The 23,918-nt window shown below is 70.5% G+C and carries 24 protein-coding genes and 1 pseudogene; 13 read left to right on the forward strand and 12 right to left on the reverse strand.

Annotated elements, in window-relative coordinates; genetic code table 11:
• Positions 1 to 150 precede the first annotated feature (150 nt).
• Positions 151 to 654, reverse strand: coding sequence for an NUDIX domain-containing protein (locus ACIQ1J_RS21365; RefSeq protein ID WP_403558716.1), 504 nt, complete (start codon positions 652 to 654; stop codon positions 151 to 153).
• 32 nt (positions 655 to 686) lie between these two features.
• Positions 687 to 2,041, reverse strand: a pseudogene (locus ACIQ1J_RS21370) (tetratricopeptide repeat protein).
• 194 nt (positions 2,042 to 2,235) lie between these two features.
• On the opposite strand from ACIQ1J_RS21370, the gene ACIQ1J_RS21375 reads away from it, so the two are divergent.
• The 4 genes from ACIQ1J_RS21375 (at position 2,236) to ACIQ1J_RS21390 (ending at position 5,229) form a co-directional block, all read left to right on the forward strand.
• Positions 2,236 to 2,985 carry a hypothetical protein gene (locus ACIQ1J_RS21375; RefSeq protein ID WP_403558718.1) on the forward strand — a complete coding sequence of 250 codons (750 nt, stop codon included), beginning with the start codon at positions 2,236 to 2,238 and terminating at the stop codon, positions 2,983 to 2,985.
• 79 nt (positions 2,986 to 3,064) lie between these two features.
• Positions 3,065 to 3,976 carry an aminoglycoside phosphotransferase family protein gene (locus ACIQ1J_RS21380; RefSeq protein ID WP_403558720.1) on the forward strand — a complete coding sequence of 304 codons (912 nt, stop codon included), beginning with the start codon at positions 3,065 to 3,067 and terminating at the stop codon, positions 3,974 to 3,976.
• Positions 3,977 to 4,669 carry an SAM-dependent methyltransferase gene (locus ACIQ1J_RS21385; RefSeq protein WP_403558722.1) on the forward strand — a complete coding sequence of 231 codons (693 nt, stop codon included), beginning with the start codon at positions 3,977 to 3,979 and terminating at the stop codon, positions 4,667 to 4,669.
• Positions 4,670 to 4,683: 14 nt separating this feature from the next.
• Positions 4,684 to 5,229: an HAD domain-containing protein gene (locus ACIQ1J_RS21390; protein ID WP_403558724.1), complete on the forward strand. Its 546-nt coding sequence runs from the start codon at positions 4,684 to 4,686 to the stop codon at positions 5,227 to 5,229.
• 90 nt (positions 5,230 to 5,319) lie between these two features.
• Here the strand turns inward: ACIQ1J_RS21390 and ACIQ1J_RS21395 are convergent, their stop codons facing one another.
• Both ACIQ1J_RS21395 and ACIQ1J_RS21400 read right to left on the reverse strand, forming a co-directional pair.
• Complete coding sequence (locus ACIQ1J_RS21395) at positions 5,320 to 5,823, reverse strand: DUF2716 domain-containing protein (protein ID WP_403558726.1); 504 nt, start codon at positions 5,821 to 5,823, stop codon at positions 5,320 to 5,322.
• 88 nt (positions 5,824 to 5,911) lie between these two features.
• A complete protein-coding gene (locus ACIQ1J_RS21400) occupies positions 5,912 to 7,420 on the reverse strand; it encodes an ISL3 family transposase (RefSeq protein ID WP_403558842.1) in 1,509 nt (502 codons plus the stop codon).
• Between the two features lie 110 nt (positions 7,421 to 7,530).
• Here ACIQ1J_RS21400 and ACIQ1J_RS21405 point away from each other — a divergent pair, with 110 nt between their 5' ends.
• Complete coding sequence (locus ACIQ1J_RS21405) at positions 7,531 to 8,181, forward strand: site-specific integrase (RefSeq protein ID WP_403558728.1); 651 nt, start codon at positions 7,531 to 7,533, stop codon at positions 8,179 to 8,181.
• A 108-nt stretch (positions 8,182 to 8,289) separates the two neighbouring features.
• Here ACIQ1J_RS21405 and ychF read toward each other — a convergent pair whose 3' ends face one another.
• The gene (gene ychF / locus ACIQ1J_RS21410) at positions 8,290 to 9,378 is read right to left on the reverse strand and encodes a redox-regulated ATPase YchF (protein WP_210964213.1); all 1,089 of its coding nucleotides are present in this window, start codon (positions 9,376 to 9,378) and stop codon (positions 8,290 to 8,292) included.
• A gap of 185 nt (positions 9,379 to 9,563) precedes the next feature.
• On the opposite strand from ychF, the gene ACIQ1J_RS21415 reads away from it, so the two are divergent.
• Positions 9,564 to 10,241 (forward strand): DUF6542 domain-containing protein, encoded by a 678-nt coding sequence (locus ACIQ1J_RS21415; protein ID WP_403558730.1) that lies wholly within the window; start codon positions 9,564 to 9,566, stop codon positions 10,239 to 10,241.
• 280 nt (positions 10,242 to 10,521) lie between these two features.
• On the opposite strand, the gene ppgK is transcribed toward ACIQ1J_RS21415, so the two are convergent.
• The gene (gene ppgK, locus ACIQ1J_RS21420) at positions 10,522 to 11,286 is read right to left on the reverse strand and encodes a polyphosphate--glucose phosphotransferase (protein ID WP_403558732.1); all 765 of its coding nucleotides are present in this window, start codon (positions 11,284 to 11,286) and stop codon (positions 10,522 to 10,524) included.
• Positions 11,287 to 11,315: 29 nt separating this feature from the next.
• Positions 11,316 to 12,332: a 4-hydroxy-3-methylbut-2-enyl diphosphate reductase gene (locus tag ACIQ1J_RS21425; protein ID WP_403558734.1), complete on the reverse strand. Its 1,017-nt coding sequence runs from the start codon at positions 12,330 to 12,332 to the stop codon at positions 11,316 to 11,318.
• Positions 12,333 to 12,460: 128 nt separating this feature from the next.
• Between ACIQ1J_RS21425 and ACIQ1J_RS21430 the strand changes: the two genes are divergently transcribed.
• From ACIQ1J_RS21430 to ACIQ1J_RS21440, 3 genes are all read left to right on the forward strand, one after another.
• A complete protein-coding gene (locus ACIQ1J_RS21430; RefSeq protein ID WP_403558736.1) occupies positions 12,461 to 13,834 on the forward strand; it encodes an APC family permease in 1,374 nt (457 codons plus the stop codon).
• Between the two features lie 76 nt (positions 13,835 to 13,910).
• Complete coding sequence (xseA, locus tag ACIQ1J_RS21435) at positions 13,911 to 15,119, forward strand: exodeoxyribonuclease VII large subunit (protein ID WP_403558738.1); 1,209 nt, start codon at positions 13,911 to 13,913, stop codon at positions 15,117 to 15,119.
• Between the two features lie 9 nt (positions 15,120 to 15,128).
• On the forward strand, positions 15,129 to 15,374 hold the full coding sequence (locus ACIQ1J_RS21440) for an exodeoxyribonuclease VII small subunit (RefSeq protein WP_403558740.1): 246 nt from the start codon (positions 15,129 to 15,131) through the stop codon (positions 15,372 to 15,374).
• A 25-nt stretch (positions 15,375 to 15,399) separates the two neighbouring features.
• Here ACIQ1J_RS21440 and ACIQ1J_RS21445 read toward each other — a convergent pair whose 3' ends face one another.
• Together ACIQ1J_RS21445 and ACIQ1J_RS21450 are read right to left on the reverse strand one after the other, a co-directional pair.
• Entirely contained in the window at positions 15,400 to 15,612 is a 213-nt protein-coding gene (locus ACIQ1J_RS21445; protein ID WP_403558742.1) for a DUF4287 domain-containing protein, read from the reverse strand.
• Positions 15,613 to 15,721: 109 nt separating this feature from the next.
• Positions 15,722 to 16,246, reverse strand: a complete 525-nt coding sequence (locus tag ACIQ1J_RS21450) for a hypothetical protein (protein WP_403558744.1) — start codon at positions 16,244 to 16,246, stop codon at positions 15,722 to 15,724.
• A 435-nt stretch (positions 16,247 to 16,681) separates the two neighbouring features.
• Here ACIQ1J_RS21450 and ACIQ1J_RS21455 point away from each other — a divergent pair, with 435 nt between their 5' ends.
• On the forward strand, positions 16,682 to 17,272 hold the full coding sequence (locus ACIQ1J_RS21455; RefSeq protein WP_403558746.1) for a malonic semialdehyde reductase: 591 nt from the start codon (positions 16,682 to 16,684) through the stop codon (positions 17,270 to 17,272).
• A gap of 79 nt (positions 17,273 to 17,351) precedes the next feature.
• Here ACIQ1J_RS21455 and ACIQ1J_RS21460 read toward each other — a convergent pair whose 3' ends face one another.
• Positions 17,352 to 17,876 carry a DUF4245 domain-containing protein gene (locus ACIQ1J_RS21460; protein WP_210964237.1) on the reverse strand — a complete coding sequence of 175 codons (525 nt, stop codon included), beginning with the start codon at positions 17,874 to 17,876 and terminating at the stop codon, positions 17,352 to 17,354.
• A gap of 135 nt (positions 17,877 to 18,011) precedes the next feature.
• On the opposite strand from ACIQ1J_RS21460, the gene glpX reads away from it, so the two are divergent.
• Positions 18,012 to 19,043: a class II fructose-bisphosphatase gene (glpX, locus tag ACIQ1J_RS21465; RefSeq protein ID WP_403558748.1), complete on the forward strand. Its 1,032-nt coding sequence runs from the start codon at positions 18,012 to 18,014 to the stop codon at positions 19,041 to 19,043.
• Positions 19,044 to 19,287: 244 nt separating this feature from the next.
• On the opposite strand, the gene ACIQ1J_RS21470 is transcribed toward glpX, so the two are convergent.
• Positions 19,288 to 19,668 carry a WhiB family transcriptional regulator gene (locus ACIQ1J_RS21470; RefSeq protein WP_210964224.1) on the reverse strand — a complete coding sequence of 127 codons (381 nt, stop codon included), beginning with the start codon at positions 19,666 to 19,668 and terminating at the stop codon, positions 19,288 to 19,290.
• A 104-nt stretch (positions 19,669 to 19,772) separates the two neighbouring features.
• On the reverse strand, positions 19,773 to 20,480 hold the full coding sequence (locus tag ACIQ1J_RS21475; RefSeq protein ID WP_403558750.1) for a DUF1707 domain-containing protein: 708 nt from the start codon (positions 20,478 to 20,480) through the stop codon (positions 19,773 to 19,775).
• Between the two features lie 261 nt (positions 20,481 to 20,741).
• On the opposite strand from ACIQ1J_RS21475, the gene ACIQ1J_RS21480 reads away from it, so the two are divergent.
• A complete protein-coding gene (locus ACIQ1J_RS21480; protein WP_403558752.1) occupies positions 20,742 to 22,409 on the forward strand; it encodes a fumarate hydratase in 1,668 nt (555 codons plus the stop codon).
• A gap of 78 nt (positions 22,410 to 22,487) precedes the next feature.
• On the forward strand, positions 22,488 to 23,891 hold the full coding sequence (locus ACIQ1J_RS21485; protein ID WP_403558754.1) for a class II fumarate hydratase: 1,404 nt from the start codon (positions 22,488 to 22,490) through the stop codon (positions 23,889 to 23,891).
• Positions 23,892 to 23,918 lie beyond the last annotated feature (27 nt).

Here is a 23,918-nt window from a genome sequence, read left to right on the forward strand (position 1 = left end):
CACCAGCCGCAGAGCGACGACCTTTGCCAGCACGTTCTCTTTAATGGTCGTCCGCCTCCACTCGCCGCTACACCAATCTTACCAATATTACTGCCACCTCTTGATCAACCTCAGGGATATGCAAGACCTCCCACGCTTTAGTCGAGCTGATCAGTGTGAATACCAGCCGTCGAGGGAGACCTGAGCGCCATGAGCGAGGTAGGAACATAGCGCACTCGAAGTGGTGTCCACGAAACCCTCCGGGATGGCGTTGGCGTCGACCCAGCTGACCCGGGAGTGCTTGCGAGGTTCGCGGTTTTCGGGTTCGCCGGTCCATTCGTGGGTGGCGAAGACGACCGTGAGGAAGCCATTGGGGGACTCAACGCCCCAGGCTCCGTGAATGATGTGCGCGACCTTGAGGGACTCGGGCTTCACCGTGAGGCCGGTCTCCTCGTAGAGCTCGCGGACTGCCGTCTCAGTGATGGGCTCGCCCGGTTCGCTCTTGCCGACGGGCAGGTCCCACATCCCTTGGGCGAACTTCGCGTTCTCGCTGCGCTGCAGGAGTACGACGCGGTTGGTGGCCTTGTCGTGGACGATGACGGCGGCGACCAGCAGGGTCATCGATTCGAGCGCTGGCTTGAGGGCCTTGGTCTGGTCGTCGGTCTGCTGGGGCACGGTGTTCCCTTCGTCGGGCGGTGTTGGGCATGTTAGGCGAGGGCCTCGCGGGCGCGGCGGGCGAGATCGGCCGCGCCGGGGACTCGACGCCGTTGGTAGACCGCGAGAGTGGAGCGGATCGACGAGATGGCCTTGCGGGTCCGGTCGGAGGTCATGCCCTCCATCAGGGCCAGCGCCTGGGTCCAGGCGGCGACGGCTTCGTCGGCGCGGGCCTGGGCGGCGAGGCTGTCGCCGAGGTCGGCGTGGGTGAGGGCGTGGACGCGCTTGTATTTCTCCGGGTCCCAGCGGGTGAGCGCGTCGCGGTGCTGCTGTTCCGTACCGATGTGGTCGGCGAGGTCGGTCAAGGTGCGGGCGGTGTGGCTGGCTACGGTGCCGGCGGCGGGGCCGCTGACGCGGGAGAAGCTGGGCTGGGGCCCGTCCTCGCGCAGGAGGGCGTCTTCGGCGGCGAGGAGAGCTCGGGCGGCCAATGGGTTCTCGCCGACGGCTGCGTAGGCGCGGGCGTGCGTGATGGGAGGAGCGCTTCCGTCTGGCCGTCCACGTGGCCGAGGCCGCGGGCGAGGGCTCCTTTGACGAGGTCCACGCAGTGGTGGGGTTGCTTGAGGCTGAGGGATTGATGGGCGAGGGCGCGCATCATCCAGGCGGCGTGGCCGTGGGGGTCGGCTTCGCAGGCGAGTTGGTAGCCGACCTGGTAGTAGCGCTGGGCGGCGCCTTCGTGGCCGAGGTCGTGGTGCTTCCACCCTGCGAGGTAGGCGAGTTCGGCGACGGCGCCGAAGGCGGCCTGGCGTAGGGGCTCCGAGGGGAAACGGCCCCGCAGCATGGGGGCTGCTGTGTCGGCGAGGTACGCGGTGACTGTGGTCAGGCCGTGCCCGCCGCCGAGCCGTTCGTCGGCGGCGCTGAAGGCTGCCGTGATCTGTCGTACGACGTCGATGTCGTCGCTTCCGACGAGGGAGCGGGCGGTGCGGGCGCGGAGCATCCGGGAGGTGGCTTCGTGGTCGTGGAGGAGCGGCATGGCGACGCCGGCCGTGGTGAAGGCGGCGATGGCGAGGAAGCGGCGGCGTTCGACGTCCGCTCGGCCGAGGTCGGTGACCGCGGTGACGGGGTCGGTGTCCGGTGGCGACTCCGTGTCGGGTGAGTGGAGGCCGAGCTCGGTTCGGGTGACGACGCGGCCCAGCCGCCGGGAGAGGGCTTCGGCGAGGTACTGGCCTGCCTGGCCGGACGGCGTGCGGGCACCGCCCACCCAGTGGGAGATGGCCGACTTGTTGGTCTGGAGCAGTTCGCCGTTCTCTGCGGCGATGCGGCGTACGTCCTTGGCGAGTGCGTCGTACGTGCACCCGGCGGCGTTGATCGTTTCGCGCAGGCGGGAGTTGGCGCTGGTCGGTGCCGGCACAATCGCCTCCGCTCCGGATCCGTAAACCGTGTATACCGCTTGACCTCGGTCACACCGTACCCACTCTGTGTAGCGGGCGGTTCACTTATCGACAGCCGCCCCACCCTCAGGCCGGGCGGCCCCCAAGTTCCGTACGCCCCAACGGGGTCGGGCATTCCTATGCCCGACCCCGGACGATCAGAGACGGAGACACGGTGACCACCATCGACACCGCGACCATCACGGTCGAGCTGCCCGACGCCTTCGACCCGCGCTGGAACCGCTTGCCCGGCATCCAGGTGGACGGTCGGCGCATCACCATCGACCCGGCCGAGTACTTCTTCCGCTTCGAGTCCAGCACCTGGCTCATCTCCGACTGGGAGTTGGTGAAGGAGCAGCTCCTCGACGTGGAGGAGACCACCGAGAGCGCGGTCGAGCAGCTCGCGCTCGACTTCATCAAGAACCACGGCGAGTCCACCTCCGACGCGGCCCGTGTCCTGGCAACGGCGTACGGGGTGTACTCGTACCTCTTCCGTGAGGAGCACCTGACCGGCCTCGGCCTGCCGCAGATCACCGTCGACCACCTGCGCATGCTGCGCGAAGCGGCCACGCTTATGGCGCTCAACAAGGTCGAGCTGGACGGACACATCTCAAACATCGGCCCGTGCTGGTTCTTCCCCGCCGCCACGTCCGTCGTCTTCGACCTGGACGACGCGACGGGCGGAATGCTCGACGAGGTCTACCACGGCGGCTGGTTCAACGAGCACCGCCGGATCGAGTCCATCAAGGCCCACGCCGCGCTCGGCGGCCGGCTCGTGCACGGCTGCCAGTCCGTGCCTGACCAGTCCGGCGGCGTCGTCGCACCCTACGGTGCCTCGATGGCCAACTTCCGTGGCGACCTGGCCGAGTTCAAGGCGGGCTGGATCGAGCAGGTCTACGCCCACCGTGTGACCGCAGCCGAGTAACCCCGCCCCCAGTACGGCTCCGGGGCGGACCAGCTCGCGCGCGCCCGCCCCGGAGCCCACCATCCCCCTGGAGACCCCCATGGACCAGAGCGTGTCCGCCACCCTGCTGGACGACCTGTGCACCCTCGTCGGCAAGCCCCTCCCCCACCGTGCCGAGATTCGTCTCTGGGGCATGTCCGGCGTCGAACGCGTCACCTTCCCCGACGGCACCACGGCCGTTTTCAAGTACGCCAAGGAACCCTTCGACCGCGAGGCCCAGGCCCTGCGGATGGCCCACCAGCGCGGGCTCCCGGTCCCCGCCCTCCACGCCACCGCCATGCAGGACAAGTGGCTCGGCATGCTCATGGACGACCTCGGCACTCCCGTACGGGATGCCGACGACCTCGACGGCGTCGCCGCTGCCGTCATGCTCCACGCCGCCCGCCCTGCGGGCGGTCTGCCCCTCCTCGACGGGGCGGGCCTCGCAGCCCTGCCCGGCCGAGCCCTCGATCACCTCCAGCGGCTACGGAAAGCCGACCGATGGACGGACTGCGACGAGATCGAGACCGCGCTGGGGAAGATCTCGGCCGCAGCCGAAACCCGTGTCCAGGGTGCGACGCTCGACCCGTTCGGCTGGGTCCACTCCGAGTTCCACCCCACGAGCGTCCACATCGGGGAGAACGGCTGGCACCTCCTCGACTTCGCCCGCGCCTTCACCGGACCCGGCCTGATCGACCTCGCCTCGTACCACGGCACCACCGACGTGCCGAGCCTCTTCCGCATGCGGGTGTTCCTGGAGCAGTACGTCGCCGCAGGCGGTCACAAGGACGCCCTCGCCGCGCGGGGCGGACTGGCCGCAGAGGCGTGGGCCCTGGGCTGGCACCGCATGTGGGCCGTGGAGTGGTTCATGGAGCAGGCCATTCGCTGGATCGACGATCCGGCCAAGGACCCCGCGTACATCCCCGTTGTCCGCCGCCACCTGGGCGATGTGCTCCAACTCCTGGAGGTCTAGGTGCTCGCCCAGGTCTCCCCCTGGTACGCCCACGCAGCCCAGCGCACAGCCGCTGCCCCCGCGCACGCCCTCACCGCGCCTGCCCGGATGGAATGGAGTACCCACGCCGGCATCGGTCCCGGCGCCGAGATCCTGGGACGGGACCTCTGCGGCAAGCGCGTCCTGGAGCTGGGCTGCGGCCCCGGCCACAACGTGGCCCATCTCGCGAAGCACCACCAGGCCCGCGTCACCGGCGTGGACCTGGTCGGCCTCCAGGTACGCCGGGCCCGCTCCCACTACGGCCACATCGACGGCGCCACGTTCGCCGCCGGCCACGCACTGCACCACTTGCAGGCCACCGGCCAGACCTTCGATGCGATCTACTCCGTCTTCGGTGCCGTCGGCCTCGTCGCCCCCGAGCTCCTCCTCACCGCCGTTTCCCGACGCTTGAAGCCTGGCGGTGTGCTGGCCTTCTCCGTCCCTCACCCGGCACGGGCCGGAAGACATCCATCCACGGACGACCGTCCGCGCGATGACTACGTCACCATGCCCGACCGCACCCGACTGCCCCTGGCTCGGTGGGAGTTCGACGCCCGCCGCTGGGGAGCCCACCTCTCCCGGGCGGGCCTGCGCGTCACCTCGACGGTGGAGCTGCGGCACCCGCGCCGCGACCCGTGGCCCACCACCCTCCTGATCACCGCCCGCAAACGCTGACGCCGGAGGCACCGATGACCCTGCCCTACCTGCTCCTGGACATCGACGGCGTCCTCGTACCGTTCCCGGCCGCCGACGGCAGAACCCCGCCCACCCACGTCCGCCACACCGTCCTGCCCACCGGTCGGCACCCAGACGACCCCGTGCCCATCTGGCTCGACCCGAGTCACGGCGGCATTCTCACCGATCTCATGACCAGCGGACTCGTCACCCCCGTGTGGTGCACGAGCTGGCGCAAGGACGCCACCACGATCATCGGCCCTCTCCTGGGGCTGCCCGGCTTCCCCTACCTCGACCTGCCTCGCCCCCAGATCACCACCAGCCACCCCGACGGCTACCTCTGGAAACGCGACCACGTCGACGTCTGGCTGGCAGACGCCCCCGCCGTCTGGATAGACGACGACTTCACCAGCCTCGACCACAACTGGGCGGCGGAGCGCACCGCCGGGGGAGCGCCGACCCTCCTCGTGCAGCCCGACCCACATCTCGGGCTGCAGCCCGAGCATCTGACCGAGGTGACGAAGTGGGTCACGCAGTTACCCACAGCCCGCGCCGTCTGACGGCTGATGCCCTCGCTGCCACGAGCAGCGAGGGCATCAGGATGCGCTGTGGGGTCTGACTCCTTGGTGCCTGTGGAGTCGGGACCCACCTCAGGTGGTGCCGACTGCCCTGCCGGACCTACGGATCGGCTGGCCGAGAAGCTTCTCTACCTCCGCGGATGCGGTGTCGAGGAAGGCCTGACCGAACAGACAGAGGGACTCTTCCCAGGGGTGCCCAAAACTGCCCATACGGAAGTCTTCCGACAGGTAGATGTAGTAGTCCCCATCGGGGTACGGGCTCAAAGGCCAGGCTGGCTGCCCCGGGCCACCGACACCCTGCGGCGCGAAGCGATACGACGTGTGCTGCCAGTCGAGCGCGAGCAGCGTTCCGCTCGGGTCGATGCAGGAAGTCAGCCCCCGCTCGACCACCTCGACCAGGCGGTCCAAACGCTCGTACTCAGGATCGTCGTCAAGCGCGGCAAGGCTCCAGGTAACCGATGCGACGGGCTCCTTGATGGCTGGCCACTTGAAAGAACTCGTACTCGGCTGGAACTTGAACTCGTCGTAGAACCGGTCCCAAACGCGTCGATACTCGGCCTCAAGCAGCTCGGCCACGGGACTCTCCATCATGGCCCGATCCTATCGAGTGGGACTGTAAAACGTTCGACTCTGTCCCGTAACCGGTGGTAGCGCTGTGTAGTGGTCATTGGAGGAGGATGCGGTGGCGGAGCAGGGGAAACCCAGCTCGGCCGTGCATCTGCCTCATGATCCGCTTGGTTCGCGTATTGATGCCCTCGGTGCGGCCGTTGTGGTAGGGGCGGGTGAGTCCGGCGTCGACGGCGGCGCGGTCGAGTTCGAGGCCGTTCGCGAAGGAGTGCAGGTGGGGCAGGTCGGCGGCGCGGACTGTGGTGATCCAGTCGGTGAGTTTGGCGTCGTTGCTCTCCGCTGGGGTCAGTAGCTGAGCGAACTCACCGGTGAGGTGGGTGAGTTCGGTCATCTCGGGGCAGGCTGCGGCGAGTTCCCGCAGTAGTGCGGTGTCCTTGTCGCGCAGGTTCTCGGGGCGGGTGAGCAGGAGGCGGGCGAAACGCTGCGAGGTGGTGACCGGCTTGTCACCCTCGGCGCGGCCCTGGGTGATGTAACGGACCAGGAGGTTGGCGCTGCCGGTGTAGCCCAGCTCCTTGATCTCGTGCAGGAGGTGAGTGACGGGCACGGCGGGGTCTTCGCTTCGGCGCCGGCGCAGGTGGTCGCGGTAGGGGTCGACGAGTGTGGGCTTGTAGCGGGGTGCGCGGCGGTCGCCGGTGGGCTCCTTCATGCGGGCGTACCGTTTGACGGTGTTCAGGGCGACATCGAGGCGGCGCGCGCATTCGAGGAGGCCGACGCCCTGGTCGAGCAGATGGTGGACCCGCTGCCAGCGCTCGCGGGTGGTCTGCTCGCGCACGCCCCCAGGTCGGGTGGGGTTCACAGCGGTGGCCCAGCAGGCGGCGTGGGAGCGGACTTCGGCGAGGACCTTGCCGCACAGGTTGGACCAGAGGTGCCACCTGTCGCTGACCTGTACCGCTTCGGGGAGGGCTTGGCGGATCGCTTCGGCGTAGGTGGCGGAGCCGTCGCGGCAGACGTACTGGGCCCCGGGGTGCTCGCGCAGCCACGTGGTCAGGGTCTGGGCGGTGCGGTCGGGCAGGACGCAGATCCGCTCGCCGGTCTCGGCGTCGATGATCACGGTGGCGTAGCGGTGCCGGCGTTTGAGTGCGAAGTCGTCGACGCCGAGCACGCGCGGGACGCGCAGCGGTGTCACCACCTGGCGCATGAGCATGCGCAGGGCGGTCGAGCGGGAGATCGCGCAGGCCAGAACGCGGCAGAGGCGGGCGCTCGCCCGGCCCGCTAACTCCGCGACCACGGAGTTCAGTTGGTCGGTCAGGCGGTTGGTGCGGCGCTGGTAGCGCTCCACGACGCCGGGAACCTGCTCGCGAAACGTCTGCCGCGGGCAGTCGAGAACCAGGCACACCAGGCGGCGGACGCGCATCGAGACGACGATCCGCCGTCCGTCCACCGGCAAGTCTGCGAGCACCCGCCCATGAAACCCGTGCACCCGCGCCGTTCGCGTCCCGCACGCGGGGCAGGGCACCGGATCGTCCCGGGTCCGCGCCGACACCCGGATGACCTCACCCTCGCCCGTCACCCCCTCGATGATCAGGGCCGACAACCCTGAAAACACCACCGCCACAAGCTCATTGACATCGCGCACACCATGCCAACGACAACCGTCACCCTTCGTTACCACCGATTACGGGACAGAGCCGCTCGTGTTTGACAGACCCGCCCTCAGTGCCCCGGAAGAAGGTGGTGCCGCTCGCGGTCGAGCAGGTGCGGACGCTGGCCGAGGAGATACCCGGCCGCTACAAGGGCCTGGTCCTGCTGGGCGCTTGCACGGGGCTCCGCCCTGGCGAGCTCTTCGGCCTCCAGCTTCGGCACGTGGACCTGCTGCACGCCACCGTCTCGGTCGAGCAGCAGATCCAGCAGACCGCCAAGCACGGCGTGTACGTCTGCCCGCCCAAGACCGCTCGATCACACCGCACGGTCCCACTCCCCCGCATAGCGGTGAATGCGATGAAGGCCCACCTGCGGGACTTCCCCGTCGATGGGCCCGAGAGCTGGATCTTCACGGCGCCGCAAGGCGGGCCCGTGGTCTACACGCACTTCATGGACGGGTCCTGGCGGCCCGCCTGCGCGAAGGCCGGCATAGCGAAGGGCACCGGACCTCATGCCCTGCGGCATCACTACGCCAGCCTGCTGATCAAGCACGGTGAGTCGGTGAAGACCGTCTCCGAGCGCCTCGGCCACACCAACGCGGCCATGACGCTGAACATCTACACCCACCTGTGGCCCGACTCCGAAAAGCGGACCCGGGCCGCCGTCGACAAGGCGTATGCGGACCAGTCCGCCGATGCCCAACCCCAGGTCGACGAAGCGGCGTAGCCGCTACCCCGCGCGCTGACCGAAGTCAGCGCGCTGCGGACTTTGTGCGGACAGCAAAGGCCGCCCAACCCGATCCGTCGCAGGTCAGACGGCCTTTCGCCGAACGTATTAGACGTTGAAGCGGAACTCCACCACGTCCCCGTCCTGCATCACATAGTCCTTGCCCTCCATGCGCGCCTTGCCCTTGGCGCGGGCCTCGGCGACCGAGCCAGTGGTCACCAGGTCGTCGAAGGAGATCACCTCGGCCTTGATGAAGCCCTTCTGGAAGTCGGTGTGGATGACACCGGCGGCCTCGGGGGCGGTGGCGCCCTTGTTGATGGTCCAGGCGCGGGATTCCTTGGGGCCGGCGGTCAGGTAGGTCTGCAGGCCGAGGGTGCGGAAGCCGACGTGGGCGAGGGTGGCGAGGCCGGGTTCCTCCTGGCCGACGGACTGGAGGAGCTCCAGGGCCTCGTCCTCGTCCAGCTCGGCGAGGTCCGCCTCCAGCTTGGCGTTGAGGAAGATCGCCTCGGCGGGGGCGACCAGGGCGCGCTGCTCGTCCTTGAAGCCCTCGTCGGTCAGCTCGTCCTCGTCGACGTTGAAGACGTAGAGGAAGGGCTTGGTGGTGAGAAGGTGCAGGTCGTGGAGGAGCTCGGCACGCTCGCTGCCCTGGAGGATGCCGTGCGCGAAGAGCGTGTCGCCCTTCTCCAGGATCTCCTTGGCCTCCTCGACCGCCTTGACCTTGGGCGCCACATCCTTCTTGATCCGGGACTCCTTCTGGAGGCGCGGGAGGACCTTCTCGATGGTCTGGAGGTCGGCGAGGATCAGCTCGGTGTTGATCGTCTCGATGTCGTCCTTGGGCGAGACCTTGCCGTCGACGTGGACGACGTTCTCGTCCTTGAAGGCGCGGATGACCTGGCAGATCGCGTCGGACTCGCGGATGTTGGCGAGGAACTTGTTGCCCAGGCCCTCGCCCTCGCTCGCGCCGCGCACGATGCCCGCGATGTCGACGAAGTCGACCGTCGCCGGGAGGACCTTGTCCGAGGAGAAGATCTCGGCCAGCTTCGTCAGTCGGGGGTCGGGGACGCCCACGACGCCGACGTTGGGCTCGATCGTGGCGAACGGGTAGTTGGCCGCGAGCACGTCGTTCTTGGTCAGGGCGTTGAACAGGGTCGACTTGCCGACATTGGGCAGACCGACGATTCCGATCGTGAGCGACACGTTGCGACTTCCCGTACGTGAGGGTGCGGAGGGGTGGAGGGGGTGGGGCGGGCCGGGCAGGGCCGATCCACCAGTCTACGGGGTGGCCGGTACCGGACCCGCGCGGAGTCGAACGCTTGGCCAAGCTCGGACCGACGGCGTGTCTGTCGGGCTATTCGGCACATAAACCGACCTAAGTTGGTCCAGTGGAGCAACACAGGACGCGACCTGCGCAGTACGGACCGCGACGGAGCCGGGCGCCGCTGCCCCCGCAGGGGCGGGGAACGGGCGGCGCCGCGGTCGGGCGGGCCGTCGCGCGCCCGGTCGGCCCGGGTGCGGGCGGCGCTATGCGCAGGCCGGCCACGGGGCGGCCGGCGGCGCGGTCGGGTGCGCCGGTGGCGCGGTCCGGTCCGCCGGTGGCGCGGGCGCTGCGTGCCCTGCGCCGGATGCCCAACCCGCGGTTGACCGGGCTGGGCAGCGGCCTGTTCTGCGCGGCGGTGATGCTGGTACTCGGCTTCCTCGACCAGGTGCTGTTCGGCGCGTCCCTGACGGTGTACGGCGTGCTGTTCCTGCCGGTGTGCCTGCTCACCGCGCTCTGGGTGCGCAAGGGGGACCTGCTGACCGCCCCCGTCGTCGTGCCGATCGCCTTCGCCGTGGGCCTGGTGACCGTCGCCGAGAGCGGCAAGGGGGTGGGAGGGCGGCTGATGGGGCTCGTCACCGCCCTGGCCACCGAGGCGGGCTGGCTGTACGGGGGGACGCTGATCGCGGGGTCGACCGTGATCGTCCGGAGGATCCGGCTGCTGCGGCGCCGCCGACGGGCCACCGACGGGCCGCCGTCCGGGAGCGTACGGCCGCGTGACGGCAGGCCCAGCCAGCGACCGTGACGGCTCAGCCTCGACCGGCACCCTTCAGCTCACGACCGGGACCCAGCCAGCGACCGGCACCTTCAGCCCACGACCGTGGCGGCCCAGCCACGACCGGCACCTCCAGCCCACGACCGAGGCGGCCCAGCCACGACCGGCACCTCCAGCCCACGACCGAGGCGGCCCAGCCACGACCGGCACCTCCAGCCCACGACCGTGGCGGCCCAGCCACGACCGGCACCTCCAGCCCACGACCGAGGCCCGGCCAGCGACCCACAGGCCCAGCCCGCGACCCAAACCTTCAGCCCACGACCGGCCGGCCGTCCCCCTCCGCCGCCCGCATCGCCGCCCCCACGATCCCGGCGTTGTTCTGGAGCTGCGCGGGGACGATCTCGGCCTGGACGCCCTCGATGTAGTGCAGGAACTTGTGCGCCTTGCGGCTGACCCCGCCGCCGATGACGAACAGCTCGGGTGAGAACAGCATCTCGACGTGGGCGAGGTAGCGCTGCACCCGGTGGGCCCAGTGCTCCCAGGACAGGTCGTGGTCCTCCTTCACCTTGCTGGAGGCGCGCTTCTCCGCGTCGTGGCCGTCCAGCTCCAGGTGGCCCAGCTCGCTGTTCGGGACGAGGACGCCGTCGGTGAAGACGGCGCTGCCGATGCCGGTGCCGAAGGTGAGCAGGACGACCGTGCCCTTCCGGTCGCGGCCGGCGCCGAAGTGCATCTCGGCGACGCCCGCCGCGTCCGCGTCGTTGACGACCGTCACGTCGAGCCCGCCGAGCCGCTCGCTGAACAGGGCGCGCGCGTCCGTGTCGACCCAGCCCCCGTCGACGTTGGCCGCGGTGCGGACCATGGCGCCGCCCGTGACCACGCCGGGGAAGGTGAGCCCGACCGGTCCGCTCCAGCCGAAGTGCTCGACGACCTGCTTCACCCCGTCGGCCACGCCGTCGGGGGTCGCCGGGTGCGGGGTCAGTACCTTGCAGCGCTCCTGGGCCAGGTCGCCCCTGTCGAGGTCCACAGGGGCGCCCTTGATCCCGGATCCGCCGATGTCCACGCCGAAGATCTGCATGGCACCACGTTACGACGGACGACTGACGGTCACGCCCCGGCCGTACCCGAACCGCCCCGCTCCGCCACCAGGGAAGCCGCCTCCTCGCGCAGGTCGCGGCGGAGTTCCTTGGGCAGCGAGAAGATGATCGACTCCTCGGCGGCCTTGACGATCTCCACGTCCTCGAAGCCACGCTGCGACAGCCGTTCCAGGACCTGCTCGACCAGCACGTCCGGGACGGAGGCGCCGGAGGTGACACCGACCGTGGTGACCCCCTCCAGCCAGGACTCGTCGATCTCGTCGGCGAAGTCCACCAGGTACGCCTCACGGGAGCCGGCCTGCTTGGCGACCTCGACGAGGCGCTTGGAGTTGGAGGAGTTGCGCGAGCCGACCACGATCACCAGCTCGGCCTCGGCGCCCATCTGCTTCACGGCGAGCTGGCGGTTCTGCGTGGCGTAGCAGATGTCGTCGCTCGGCGGGGAGATGAGCTGCGGGAACTTGTCCTTGAGCGCGTCGACGGTCTCCATGGTCTCGTCGACGGAGAGGGTGGTCTGGGAGAGCCAGACGACCTTGGACGGGTCGCGGACCTCGACCTTCGCGACGTCCTCGGGGCCGTCGACGAGCTGGATGTGGTCGGGGGCCTCGCCGGAGGTGCCGATGACCTCCTCGTGGCCCTCGTGGCCGATCAGGAGGATGTCGTAGTCGTCGCTCGCGAAGCGGACGGCTTCCTTGTGCACCTTGGTGACGAGCGGGCAGGTGGCGTCGATGGTGGCGAGCTTGCCGCGTTCGGCCTCCTCGTGGACGACGGGGGCCACGCCGTGCGCGGAGAACATGACGATGTTCCCCTCGGGGACCTCCTCCGTCTGCTCGACGAAGATGGCGCCCTTCTTCTCCAGGGTCTGGACGACGTACTTGTTGTGGACGATCTCGTGCCGGACGTAGACGGGAGCTCCGTACTGCTCCAGGGCTTTCTCGACGGCGATCACGGCGCGGTCCACACCCGCGCAGTAGCCACGGGGGGCGGCGAGCAGGACACGGCGGCCAGGCGAAGCAGTCATGGCACCCATCGTAAGGCCGCGTTCGGCGGGTCAAAGATCGCGTGGGTACGACGTCGCCCGGGAGACTGACGGGGACGTTGACGGGGACGCTGACGGGAACGTTCCGAGGCACAGTCCGATGCGCTGGCGGAGGCACGATGTCCGAGACCGGTACGGCGGCCCAGGGGGCCGGTGAGGAACACCAGCTGAAGCGCAGCCTGAGCTTCAGGGACCTGGTCGTCTACGGGCTCCTGTTCATCGCGCCGATGGCGCCGGTCGGCGTGTTCGGCACGCTGGACGCCAAATCGCACGGCGCGGTGGCTCTGGTGTACGTCGTCGCCACGATCGCGATGGCGTTCACCGCGTTCAGCTACGCGCAGATGGTGCGGGTGGTCCCCCAGGCGGGGTCGGTTTTCGCGTACGCGCGCGCGGGGCTCGGCAACGGGGCCGGGTTCGTCGCCGGCTGGATGGCCATGCTGGACTACGTCCTCATCCCGGCGGTGGCGTATCTCTTCTCCGGCATCGCGATGGAGGCGCTGGTTCCGGAGGTGTCGCGGTGGGTGTGGACGGCGATCGCGGTGGTCGTCACGACGCTGCTGAACCTGTGGGGGGTGCGCGCGGCGGCCCGGGTGGGCTTCCTGGTGCTCGCCATGGAGATCGTGGTGCTGCTGGTGTTCGTGGTGGCGGCGATCGTCGTCCTCGCGCGCGACGGGGCCGAGCGCGGCTGGCTGTCGCCGCTGTCCGGGGACGGCACGCAGGGGGCGTTCGCGCTGTCGGCGGTGGTCGGGGCGGTGTCGGTCGCGGTGCTCTCGTACCTGGGTTTCGACGCGATCGCGACCTTCGCGGAGGAGGTCACCGGCGGCTCGGCGAAGGTCGCGCGTGCGCTGCTGTTCTGCCTGGCGCTGGCGGGCGTGCTGTTCGTGGCGCAGACGTATCTGGTGGCGCTGCTGGAGCCGGTGTCCTCCGCCCGGCTCGCGGCGGAGCCGGAACGGCAGGGTTCGGCGTTCTACGACGCCGTGGACGCGTCGGTCGGAACGTGGCTGCACGACCTGGTGGCGGTGAGCAAGGCGATCGGTGCGGCGTTCGCGGCGCTGGCCGGGCAGGCGGCGGCCGGGCGGCTGCTGTTCGCGATGGGCCGCGACCGGCGGCTGCCGAAGGTGCTGTCGCGGACGGACTCCGGAGTGCCGCGCGTGGCGCTGCTGGTCTCCGCCGTGATCACCATGGTGGCGGCGGTGTGGGCGGCGCGTCGGGACGACGGTCTCGACCACCTGGTCTCGGTGGTCGACGTCGGCGCGCTGACCGCGTTCACGCTGCTCCACGCGAGCGTGGTGGGCTGGTTCGTCGTCCGGCGCCTCGGTGACACGGTGAGCTGGTGGCGCCACGCGCTGATTCCGGCGCTGGGGGCCGCGATCACCGTCGCGGTGATCGTGGAGGCGTCGAGGACCGCGCAGGTGGTCGGGGCGATCTGGCTGGTGGTGGGGTTGGTGGTACTGGCGGTGCAGGCGCGCCGGAGGCGCTCGGTGGGCGCGTGAGGCGGGCGGGCCGGGCCCGGCGGAGGGCGCCGCGTGGCGGGGTGGGTTGTCACACCCGGCCGTTACGCTCGGGCGCATGGCTGTTAACTCGACTCCCGAAAGCCCGCTGCCCGTGGGTGAGGTGTCCCGGCTGATCGGGGGCTGGATCGACCGGCTCGGCGCGGTGTGGGTCGAGGGTCAGATCACGCAGTTGTCGCGGCGGCCGGGTGCCGGTGTCGTGTTCCTGACGCTGCGCGACCCGTCGTACGACATCTCCGTGAGCGTGACCTGCTACCGGCAGGTGTTCGACGCGGTCGCGGACGTGGTGGGCGAGGGCGCGCGCGTCGTCGTGCACGCCAAGCCGGAGTGGTACGCGCCGCGCGGCCAGCTGTCGCTGCGGGCCGCCGAGATCAAGCCCGTGGGCGTCGGGGAGCTGCTCGCGCGCCTGGAGCAGCTGAAGAAGGCACTCGCGCGCGAGGGACTGTTCGCGCCGGAGCGGAAGAAGCCGCTGCCGTTCCTGCCGCAGCTGATCGGCCTGGTCTGCGGGCGGGCGTCGGCGGCCGAGCGGGACGTCCTGGAGAACGCCCGGCACCGCTGGCCGGCCGTCCGCTTCGAGGTGCGCAACGTCCCCGTGCAGGGCGTGCACGCCGTGCCGCAGGTGGTACAGGCGGTGAAGGAGCTGGACGCGCTGGACGACGTGGACGTGATCGTCGTCGCGCGGGGTGGCGGCAGCGTGGAGGATCTGCTGCCGTTCTCCGACGAGCAGCTGGTCCGGGCGGTCGCCGCCTGCCGTACGCCGGTCGTCTCGGCGATCGGCCACGAGCCGGACAATCCGCTCCTGGACCATGTCGCCGACCTGCGCGCCTCCACACCGACCGACGCCGCGAAGAAGGTCGTACCGGACGTCGGCGAGGAGTACGAGCGGGTGCGCCAGCTCCGGGACCGCGCGCGCCGCTGCGTCGCGGCGTACGTCGACCGCGAGGAGCGGGGGCTGGCCCACGCGCTGGCCCGGCCGTCGATACAGGATCCGCATCGGATGATCGACGAGCGGACCGAGCAGGTGACGGCCCTGCTGGAGAGGGGCCGCCGCACGCTGCGGCACCATCTCGACCGGGCGGACTCCGAGCTGACGCACACGCACGCGCGCGTGGTGGCCCTCTCCCCCGCCGCGACCCTGAAGCGCGGGTACGCCGTGCTGCAGCGGGCCGACGGCCACGCCGTCCGTGACCCGGGCGAGGTGGAGCCGGGCGAGAAGCTGCGCGCACGCGTCTGTGAGGGCGATTTCTCCGTACGAGTCGACGCATAGGGTGGGTGGATGACCAGCGAGGTGGAGCAGCCGGCGGCCGTGTCCGAGGCGCTCGGGTACGAGCAGGCGAGGGACGAGCTGATCGAGGTCGTGCGGCGGCTGGAGGCCGGCGGTACGACGCTGGAGGAGTCCCTCGCCCTGTGGGAGCGGGGCGAGGAGCTGGCGAAGGTCTGCCGCCGCTGGCTGGACGGCGCCCGGGCCCGCCTCGACGCTGCGCTGGCCGAGGAGGCCGGGGCGGAGGACGGGGACGGCTAGCGGTGCCCGCGCGGGGACGGGCGGGCTACTTCCCGCTGTCCTCGGCCAGGGTGTGCGCGACGAGCGCGTTGGCGTGTCCGTGGCCCAGTGAGTGCTCGGACTTGAGCCAGGCGACGAGCTCCATGTGCTTGGTGAGCGGCGAGGAGCGGATCAGCTCTTTCCACTCCGCTATCGGGCGGCCGTACTTCTTCTCGATCGACGGGAAGTAGGAGGCGGGGCCCTTCACGGTGGCGGTCATGTCCGGTGTGCTCCCTGGGTGCGAGTGATCGAGTGGTGCGAGTGGCGTGCACTGCCCTGTACGACCGTGCGGAACGGGAGAAGTGATCGCCCAGCCGGTGTGATCCGCGTCACCGCGCCTTCAGGGCGGTGAAGCGGGGCCACGACGTGTCCGGTCCGGCGCCGTCCTCGGCACCGGTGCCGAACACGAAGCCGCCCGCTCCCTCCACCGGGTCCCTCCAGTCCGCTCGCAGGGCCAGCCGGCGGCTGCCGTCGACGACCACGCTTACCGCCGCCGGCGTCACGGAGAGACTCACGCTGTGGGTGGTCGCGGGTTCGAGCCGGCGACTGGGGCCGGTACGGGTGCGTCCCGGCCCGCGCTCGGTGAGGTGGGCCGCGTTGCGGCCGATCCACAGGGTCGCGGGGTGCTCGCTGCCCGTCCGCACGGTGATGCTGACGCCGGCACTCTGCTGGAGCTGCCCGGTGGTGGCGTGCAGGCGGTACGTGGTCCAGTCGGCGGTGGCGTGCAGGCGGTACGTGGTCCAGTCGGCGGTGGCGATCGGGCGGTGGGCGGCCGGGACGCGGCGGGTGCCCCGCGGGAGCGCGTCCGTGCCCGTCAGCGCGCCGAGCCCGGGCCGCGCGGGCCCACCCGACACGCGCCAGCGCCCGGGCCGGGACAGCGGGCGCCGGATCTCCCGAGGGCCGCACGGGGAGCCGGCGGGCGATGTCGCGCAGCAGTGCCGCCGGGGTGGTGTCCCGCAGCACCTCCGGACGCTGGACCCTTCCGGCCGCGAAGGACCGCGGGCCCGGCGGGAGCGGCCGGTCCGCGCTGTTGGTGAGCGTGGCCGTGAAGCGTTCGCCAGCAGCCCGCGGAGGGCGGCCGCCCCGCGCGGCCCCAGGTTGCCCCCGTCCAGCCGACACGCCTGGCGCCGCGGCGCCCCGGCCCTCTTCACTCCCCCTGCCGTGTGAAGCGGATCACCGCGTTCCCGTTTTGGTTGAAGGTTGAACTTCTAGGCCGTAACGTCGTACGCGTCAACGGCTCCCCCGCCGATCGCGCGGAGCGCCGACGCACACCCCGAGGAAGATCACGTATGTCTCTCGTTCTTGACCCCGCCGCCCAGGACCTGCTGTTCCGCGAGGCCCGCACCGCGAACACCTTCACCGACGAGCCGGTGACCGACGAGCAGGTGCAGGCGATCTACGACCTGGTCAAGTACGGCCCGACCGCCTTCAACCAGTCGCCGCTGCGCATCACGCTGGTCCGCTCCCCCGAGGCCCGCGAGCGTCTCGTCCGGCACATGGCCGAGGGCAACCAGCCCAAGACGGCCGCCGCCCCGCTGGTCGCGATCCTGTCGGCGGACAACGAGTTCCACGAGGAGCTGCCCGAGCTCTTCCCGCACTTCCCGCAGGCCAAGGACTCCTTCTTCAGTGAGCGCCCGGTGCGCGAGGGTGCCGCCACGGTGAACGCCGCCCTTCAGGCCGCGTACTTCATCGTGGGCGTCCGCGCCGCGGGTCTCGCCGCCGGCCCGATGACCGGCCTCGACTTCGAGGGCGTCCGCAAGGAGTTCCTGGACGACGACCACACCCCGCTGATGGTCGTCAACATCGGCCGCCCGGGCCCGGACGCCTGGTTCCCGCGCTCCCCGCGCCTGGCGTACGACCAGGTCGTCACCACGGTCTGAGCCGCGCGACCCCATGACGTGACGAAGCCCCCGGCACCTCGCCGGGGGCTTCGTCACGTCGTCCGCATGCGGCGGACGCTCACGTCAGCTTCAGCGCCGCCGCCATCCTGCCCAGCTGGTCGAACGAGCCCGTGCCCGCCACAACCGTCGTCGCACCCTTCATCCCGTCCGCGTCGTGCAGCACCAGAGCGTCGTACCGGCCGCCCGCGTACCGGGTCCACGTCCGGCCGCCGATCTCCTGAGTCGCCTCGGTCTCCCGTGCTCCCTGGCTGGCGTCGTCGATGAACGTGGACGGCTTCTGCGTGGACTGCTCGATCGCCACGTACTCGCCGTCCGGGGCGCGGAAGCCCAGGTGCCAGGCCTCGAACTCGTCACCCCGGAAGCGGACGGAGGTCGGCTTCCAGTCCTTGGAGAGGCCCTCCGGCGCTGCCACCGGATACGACGCCGCGCGCTGCGCGGTGAGCAGCTCGACCCGGTAGTCCACCCGCTTGACGGGGGGCTCGCCGTCGTCGTGCGGAATGAAGATCCAGATCACGCCCGCCGCGAGCACGATGAGCCCGAGGGAGAGGATCATGTCCCGGGCCGACTTCTGCTTGCCTTGCATACCTGCCACGCCCCCTATCGTCGCAGGTGCGTGAGCCGCTCATACGTGGGGTCCCCTGCTCATTTTGTCGGACTGACGATAGAGTGCGGCTCACACCCTCATCCGGCCGTCGTCGTATCAGAAAGGTGCGCTCCGATGACCGAGCATCAACTGCCGTCCGAACTGGACGTCCCCTCAGAGGCCCCCGACCGCAACCTCGCCATGGAACTCGTGCGGGTCACCGAAGCCGCGGCGATGGCCGCCGGCCGGTGGGTCGGGCGCGGCGACAAGAACGGCGCCGACGGTGCCGCGGTGCGCGCCATGCGGACCCTCGTCCACACCGTCTCGATGAACGGCGTCGTCGTCATCGGCGAAGGCGAGAAGGACGAGGCCCCGATGCTCTTCAACGGGGAGCGGGTCGGCGACGGGACCGGGGCCGAGGTCGACATCGCCGTCGACCCGATCGACGGCACCACGCTGACCGCCAACGGCATGACCAACGCCATCGCGGTGCTGGCGGCCGCCGAGCGGGGCTCCATGTTCGACCCGTCCGCGGTCTTCTACATGGACAAGCTGGTCACCGGGCCGGAGGCCGCCGACTTCGTCGACATCAACGCGCCCGTGTCCGTGAACATCCGCCGGATCGCCAAGGCCAAGCGGCGCACCCCCGAGGACGTCACCGTCGTCATCCTCGACCGGCCCCGGCACCAGGGCCTCATCAAGGAGGTCCGGGACACCGGCGCCCGCATCAAGCTGATCTCCGACGGCGACGTGGCGGGCTCGATCCTGGCGCTGCGCGAGGGCACCGGCATCGACCTGCTGCTCGGCGTCGGCGGCACGCCGGAGGGCATCATCTCGGCCTGCGCCGTGAAGTGCCTGGGCGGCACCATCCAGGGCAAGCTGTGGCCCAAGGACGACGAGGAGCGGCAGCGCGCGATCGACGCCGGGCACGACCTGGACCGTGTGCTGACCACCGACGACCTGGTCTGCGGGGACAACGTCTTCTTCGTCGCGACCGGCATCACCGACGGTGAGCTGCTGCGCGGGGTGCGGTACCGGTCCCAGACCGCCACGACCGACTCGATCGTCATGCGGTCCAAGTCGGGCACCGTGCGGCGGATCGACTCCGAGCACCGGCTGAGCAAGCTGCGGGCGTACAGCGCGGTGGACTTCGACCGGGCGAAGTGACTCCGCCGGTTTCGCGGGGCGCCCTCTGAAGCGGGGGTGCGGGTGCTTACGGCGGGTGCTGGTGCGTCGCGGCTTGTCGCGCCCACCCGGCGGAGCCGCAGATCGGACACAGCCCCGCGCCCCTTGGTCGGCTGCGGCTCGCGGCGTCGGAAAGTGCGGCCTGTGGCCCGTCCGCCGGCGTGAGTCACACCGGCGTCGAAAGGGCGCCCCCTGTGCGGAGGGGGCGCCCTTTCGACGTCGGTGTCTAGCCTGCCGCGGCTATGCGGCTCGCCGCGGTGCGGGACGCGTTCTTCAGCTCCACGTCACGGCGGCGGCGCCGGGCCAGGACCACGCGGCGTTCGGCGGCGGTGAGGCCGCCCCAGACGCCGTAGGGCTCGGGCTGCAGGAGGGCGTGCTCGCGGCACTCGACCATGACCGGACAGCGCGCGCAGACGCGCTTGGCCGCCTCCTCGCGGGAGAGGCGGGCGGCGGTGGGTTCCTTGGAGGGTGCGAAGAACAGTCCGGCCTCGTCGCGCCGGCACACCGCCTCGGTGTGCCAGGGAGCGTCTTGGTCCCTGTCCCGCACGGGCACCCGCTGGGCCGGAACGGCGGCTACCTGCAGGGACGAATGCGGCGGTTGCAGCACGGTCTACTCCTGACGACGGCTTCGCGAGCGAGAGACGATGCGTCAAGGCTTACCCGTTGTACGCGCGCCTATGCACTGGGTTCCCAACCGCCGCCGGCGCCGCGCTACAAGTGCTTGCGCAAACCCGTGTCGACCTTGCGGTGCACCCGGTCGAGGATGTCCGCGACGACCCGGCCGCGCTTGGGACGCGCCTCGACGCTGCCCAGCACCGCCCAGCCGTCCACGTAGATGACGGGGGCCTCGGCCTCGGCCGAGTCGAGTGTGTGGACCTCGAAGTTGCCGAGCACGCCGCCGCCCGCGCCGCGCAGCGACACGTTCTCCGGGACGCGCACCTCGACGCTGCCGAAGACCGAGAACGCCTTGATCACGACCTGCTGGTGCTCGAAGACCGCCTCGCTGAGGTCTATCTCGACGCTGCCGAACACCGCGTACGCGTGGATACGGCGGCTCGCCCGCCAGCGGCCCTTGCGGACCGCGCTGCTGAACACCGCCACCAGGTTCTCGTCGGCTTCGGCCGGGATGGCGCCGGCGGTGGGGCGGTTGGGGACCGGAGCGGCGCCCGGGCCCCGCCCCGTGTGCGCGGCGGGCAGGTCCTGCACGAAGACGTCCAGCTCACCGACGGTCCTGGCGGCCAGCACGCCCTCGACGCGCTCGGCATGCTCCTCGGCGGTGAGCCGTCCCTCGGCGAGGGCCTCGCGCAGCATGTCGGTGACGCGGTCACGGTCGGCGTCCGAGGCGCGCATCTCGGAGACGGGCGCTGCGGTGCCGTGCGGTGCCGCGGCCTGCGGTTGGGCGTGCTTGTGAAGGTCCACGGCAGCAGCGTACCGAAACGCGATAGATCGCGACTACCCCTGTGGACGACCTCGTCCGAACTCTGCGCGCGACGCTGCGCGCGACGCTGTGCGCGACGCTGTGCGCGATTCTCCGCACGACTCCGCGCGCGACCTACTGAGCCTTACCTCACAAGCTCGTCGCCGGCGGCAGGTTTTACGCTGGTGGACGCTGCCGATGGAGGCGAGCCGTCGTTGCTGAGGAATCCAGCCGCGCGTGATGCCGAGTGAGGAATGGGCGAGATGCCTGAGTTCGCGTACACCGATCTGCTCCCCCAGGGAGAGGACACCACTCCGTACCGGCTGGTGACCTCCGAGGGTGTCTCCACCTTCGAGGCCGACGGGCGGACCTTCCTCAAGGTGGAGCCCGAGGCGCTGCGCAAGCTGGCCGAGGAGGCCATCCACGACATCCAGCACTACCTGCGCCCGGCCCACCTGGCGCAGCTGCGCCGCATCATCGACGACCCCGAGGCGTCGGGCAACGACAAGTTCGTGGCGCTGGACCTGCTGAAGAACGCGAACATCGCGGCGGCGGGCGTGCTGCCCATGTGCCAGGACACCGGCACGGCGATCGTCATGGGCAAGCGCGGCCAGAACGTGCTGACGGCGGGCGGCGACGAGGAGGCCCTGAGCCGGGGTATCCACGACGCCTACAAGAACCTGAACCTGCGCTACTCGCAGATGGCTCCGCTCACCATGTGGGAGGAGAAGAACACCGGCTCCAACCTCCCCGCCCAGATCGAGCTGTACGCGACCGACGGCGGCGCCTACAAGTTCCTCTTCATGGCGAAGGGGGGCGGCTCCGCCAACAAGTCGTTCCTCTACCAGGAGACGAAGGCGGTCCTGAACGAGGCCTCCATGATGGAGTTCCTGGAGGAGAAGATCCGCTCGCTGGGCACGGCCGCCTGCCCGCCGTACCACCTGGCGATCGTGGTCGGCGGCACGTCGGCGGAGTACGCGCTGAAGACCGCGAAGTACGCCTCCGCGCACTACCTGGACGAGATCCCCGCCGAGGGTTCGGAGCTCGGGCACGGCTTCCGGGACCAGGACCTGGAGGAGAAGGTCTTCGAGCTGACCCAGAGGATCGGCATCGGCGCGCAGTTCGGCGGCAAGTACTTCTGCCACGACGTGCGCGTGGTGCGCCTGCCCCGGCACGGGGCGTCCTGCCCGGTCGCCATCGCCGTGTCCTGCTCGGCGGACCGCCAGGCGGTCGCGAAGATCACCGCCGAGGGCGTCTTCCTGGAGCAGCTGGAGACCGACCCCGCGCGGTTCCTGCCGGAGACGACGGACGAGCACCTGGACGAGGCCGGTGACGTCGTGAAGGTCGACCTCAACCAGCCGATGGACGACATCCTCGCCGAGCTGACCAAGCACCCGGTCAAGACCCGGCTCTCCCTGACCGGCCCGCTGGTCGTGGCCCGCGACATCGCGCACGCCAAGATCAAGGAGCGGCTGGACGCGGGCGAGGAGATGCCGCAGTACCTCAAGGACCACCCGGTGTACTACGCGGGTCCGGCCAAGACGCCCGAGGGGTACGCCTCCGGGTCCTTCGGTCCGACGACCGCCGGCCGCATGGACTCCTACGTCGAGCAGTTCCAGGCGGCGGGCGGCTCCAGGGTGATGCTGGCCAAGGGCAACCGGAGCAAGCAGGTCACCGACGCGTGCGACGCGCACGGCGGCTTCTACCTCGGCTCCATCGGCGGTCCGGCGGCGCGCCTCGCGCAGGACTGCATCAGGAAGGTCGAGGTCGTCGAGTACGAGGAGCTCGGCATGGAGGCGGTCTGGAAGATCGAGGTCGAGGACTTCCCGGCGTTCATCGTGGTGGACGACAAGGGCAACGACTTCTTCCAGGACCCGGCGCCGGCGCCGACGTTCACGAGCATTCCGGTGCGGGGGCCCGGGACGGCCTGAACCCGGCCGGTGACGGTTCACCTCCACGGGGAACAGTGGTCGCATCCAGGACGCTGTGACACGTGGAGGTGATCGTCGATGGCCGACGAGCAGGACAGCACCGAGTACCGCACCGAGCACGACTCCATGGGTGAGGTGCGGGTTCCCGCCCACGCCAAGTGGCGTGCCCAGACGCAGCGGGCGGTGGAGAACTTCCCGGTGTCCGGGCAGCGCATCGAACGCGCCCACATCGAGGCGCTCGCCCGCATCAAGGGCGCGGCCGCCAAGGTCAACGCCGAGCTGGGCGTCCTGGACGAGGACGTCGCCGGCGCGATCCAGGCGGCGGCCGGGGAGGTCGCCGAGGGGAAGTGGGACGAGCACTTCCCCGTGGACGTGTTCCAGACGGGGTCGGGGACCTCGTCCAACATGAACACCAACGAGGTCGTCGCCACCCTCGCCACCGAGCGGCTCGGCCGGGACGTGCACCCCAACGACCACGTCAACGCCTCCCAGTCGTCCAACGACGTCTTCCCGTCCTCCATCCACATCGCCGCCACCGCCGCCGTCACCCGTGACCTGATCCCGGCCCTCGACCACCTCGCCGGCGCCCTGGAGCGCAAGGCCGGGGAGTTCGGCGACGTGGTGAAGTCCGGGCGTACGCACCTGATGGACGCCACGCCGGTCACCCTGGGGCAGGAGTTCGGCGGATACGCCGCCCAGGTGCGGTACGGCGTCGAGCGGCTTCAGGCGTCCCTCCCCCGCCTCGCCGAGCTGCCGCTGGGCGGCACCGCGGTAGGCACCGGCATCAACACCCCGCCCGGCTTCTCCGCCGCCGTCATCGAGGAGGTGGCCCGCGCGACGGGGCTGCCGCTGACCGAGGCGCGCGACCACTTCGAGGCGCAGGGTGCCCGGGACGGCATCGTCGAGACGAGTGGGCAGCTGCGGACCATCGCCGTCGGCCTGACGAAGATCGCCAACGACCTGCGGTGGATGGCGTCCGGTCCGCGCACCGGGCTGGCGGAGATCTCACTGCCCGACCTCCAACCCGGGTCGTCCATCATGCCCGGCAAGGTCAACCCCGTGATCCCGGAGGCGGTCCTCATGGTCGCCGCCCAGGTCACCGGCAACGACGCGACGGTCGCCGCGGCGGGAGCGGCCGGCAACTTCGAGCTGAACGTCATGCTGCCGGTCATCGCCAAGAACGTACTGGAGTCGGTCCGGCTGCTCGCGAACGTCTCGCGGCTGCTCGCGGACCGCACCGTCGACGGCGTCGTCGCGCACCGGGACCGGGCCCGCGAGTACGCCGAGTCGTCCCCCTCCGTCGTCACGCCGCTCAACAAGTACATCGGGTACGAGGAGGCCGCCAAGGTCGCCAAGAAGGCGCTGGCCGAGCGGAAGACGATCCGTCAGGCCGTGCTGGAGGGCGGCTACGTCGAGCGCGGCGACCTCACGAACGAGCAGCTGGACGAGGCGCTGGACGTGCTACGGATGACCCGCCCGTGACCGGACGACCGTCGTGAGCGCCCGCGA

The organism is Streptomyces sp. NPDC097107 (assembly GCF_044762405.1).
Classification (GTDB): Bacteria; Actinomycetota; Actinomycetes; order Streptomycetales; family Streptomycetaceae; genus Streptomyces; species Streptomyces thinghirensis.

What these genes read in the sequence shown, in the direction of transcription:
- ACIQ1J_RS21380 (WP_403558720.1), top strand. Translation starts at nt 3,065, where the DNA reads ATGGACCAGAGCGTGTCCGCCACCCTGCTGGACGACCTGTGCACCCTC.
- ACIQ1J_RS21390 (WP_403558724.1), top strand. Translation starts at nt 4,684, where the DNA reads ATGACCCTGCCCTACCTGCTCCTGGACATCGACGGCGTCCTCGTACCG.
- ppgK (WP_403558732.1), bottom strand. Translation starts at nt 11,286, where the DNA reads ATGCAGATCTTCGGCGTGGACATCGGCGGATCCGGGATCAAGGGCGCC.
- ACIQ1J_RS21425 (WP_403558734.1), bottom strand. Translation starts at nt 12,332, where the DNA reads ATGGGTGCCATGACTGCTTCGCCTGGCCGCCGTGTCCTGCTCGCCGCC.
- ACIQ1J_RS21430 (WP_403558736.1), top strand. Translation starts at nt 12,461, where the DNA reads ATGTCCGAGACCGGTACGGCGGCCCAGGGGGCCGGTGAGGAACACCAG.
- xseA (WP_403558738.1), top strand. Translation starts at nt 13,911, where the DNA reads ATGGCTGTTAACTCGACTCCCGAAAGCCCGCTGCCCGTGGGTGAGGTG.
- ACIQ1J_RS21440 (WP_403558740.1), top strand. Translation starts at nt 15,129, where the DNA reads ATGACCAGCGAGGTGGAGCAGCCGGCGGCCGTGTCCGAGGCGCTCGGG.
- ACIQ1J_RS21445 (WP_403558742.1), bottom strand. Translation starts at nt 15,612, where the DNA reads ATGACCGCCACCGTGAAGGGCCCCGCCTCCTACTTCCCGTCGATCGAG.
- ACIQ1J_RS21455 (WP_403558746.1), top strand. Translation starts at nt 16,682, where the DNA reads ATGTCTCTCGTTCTTGACCCCGCCGCCCAGGACCTGCTGTTCCGCGAG.
- ACIQ1J_RS21460 (WP_210964237.1), bottom strand. Translation starts at nt 17,876, where the DNA reads ATGCAAGGCAAGCAGAAGTCGGCCCGGGACATGATCCTCTCCCTCGGG.
- glpX (WP_403558748.1), top strand. Translation starts at nt 18,012, where the DNA reads ATGACCGAGCATCAACTGCCGTCCGAACTGGACGTCCCCTCAGAGGCC.
- ACIQ1J_RS21480 (WP_403558752.1), top strand. Translation starts at nt 20,742, where the DNA reads ATGCCTGAGTTCGCGTACACCGATCTGCTCCCCCAGGGAGAGGACACC.
- ACIQ1J_RS21485 (WP_403558754.1), top strand. Translation starts at nt 22,488, where the DNA reads ATGGCCGACGAGCAGGACAGCACCGAGTACCGCACCGAGCACGACTCC.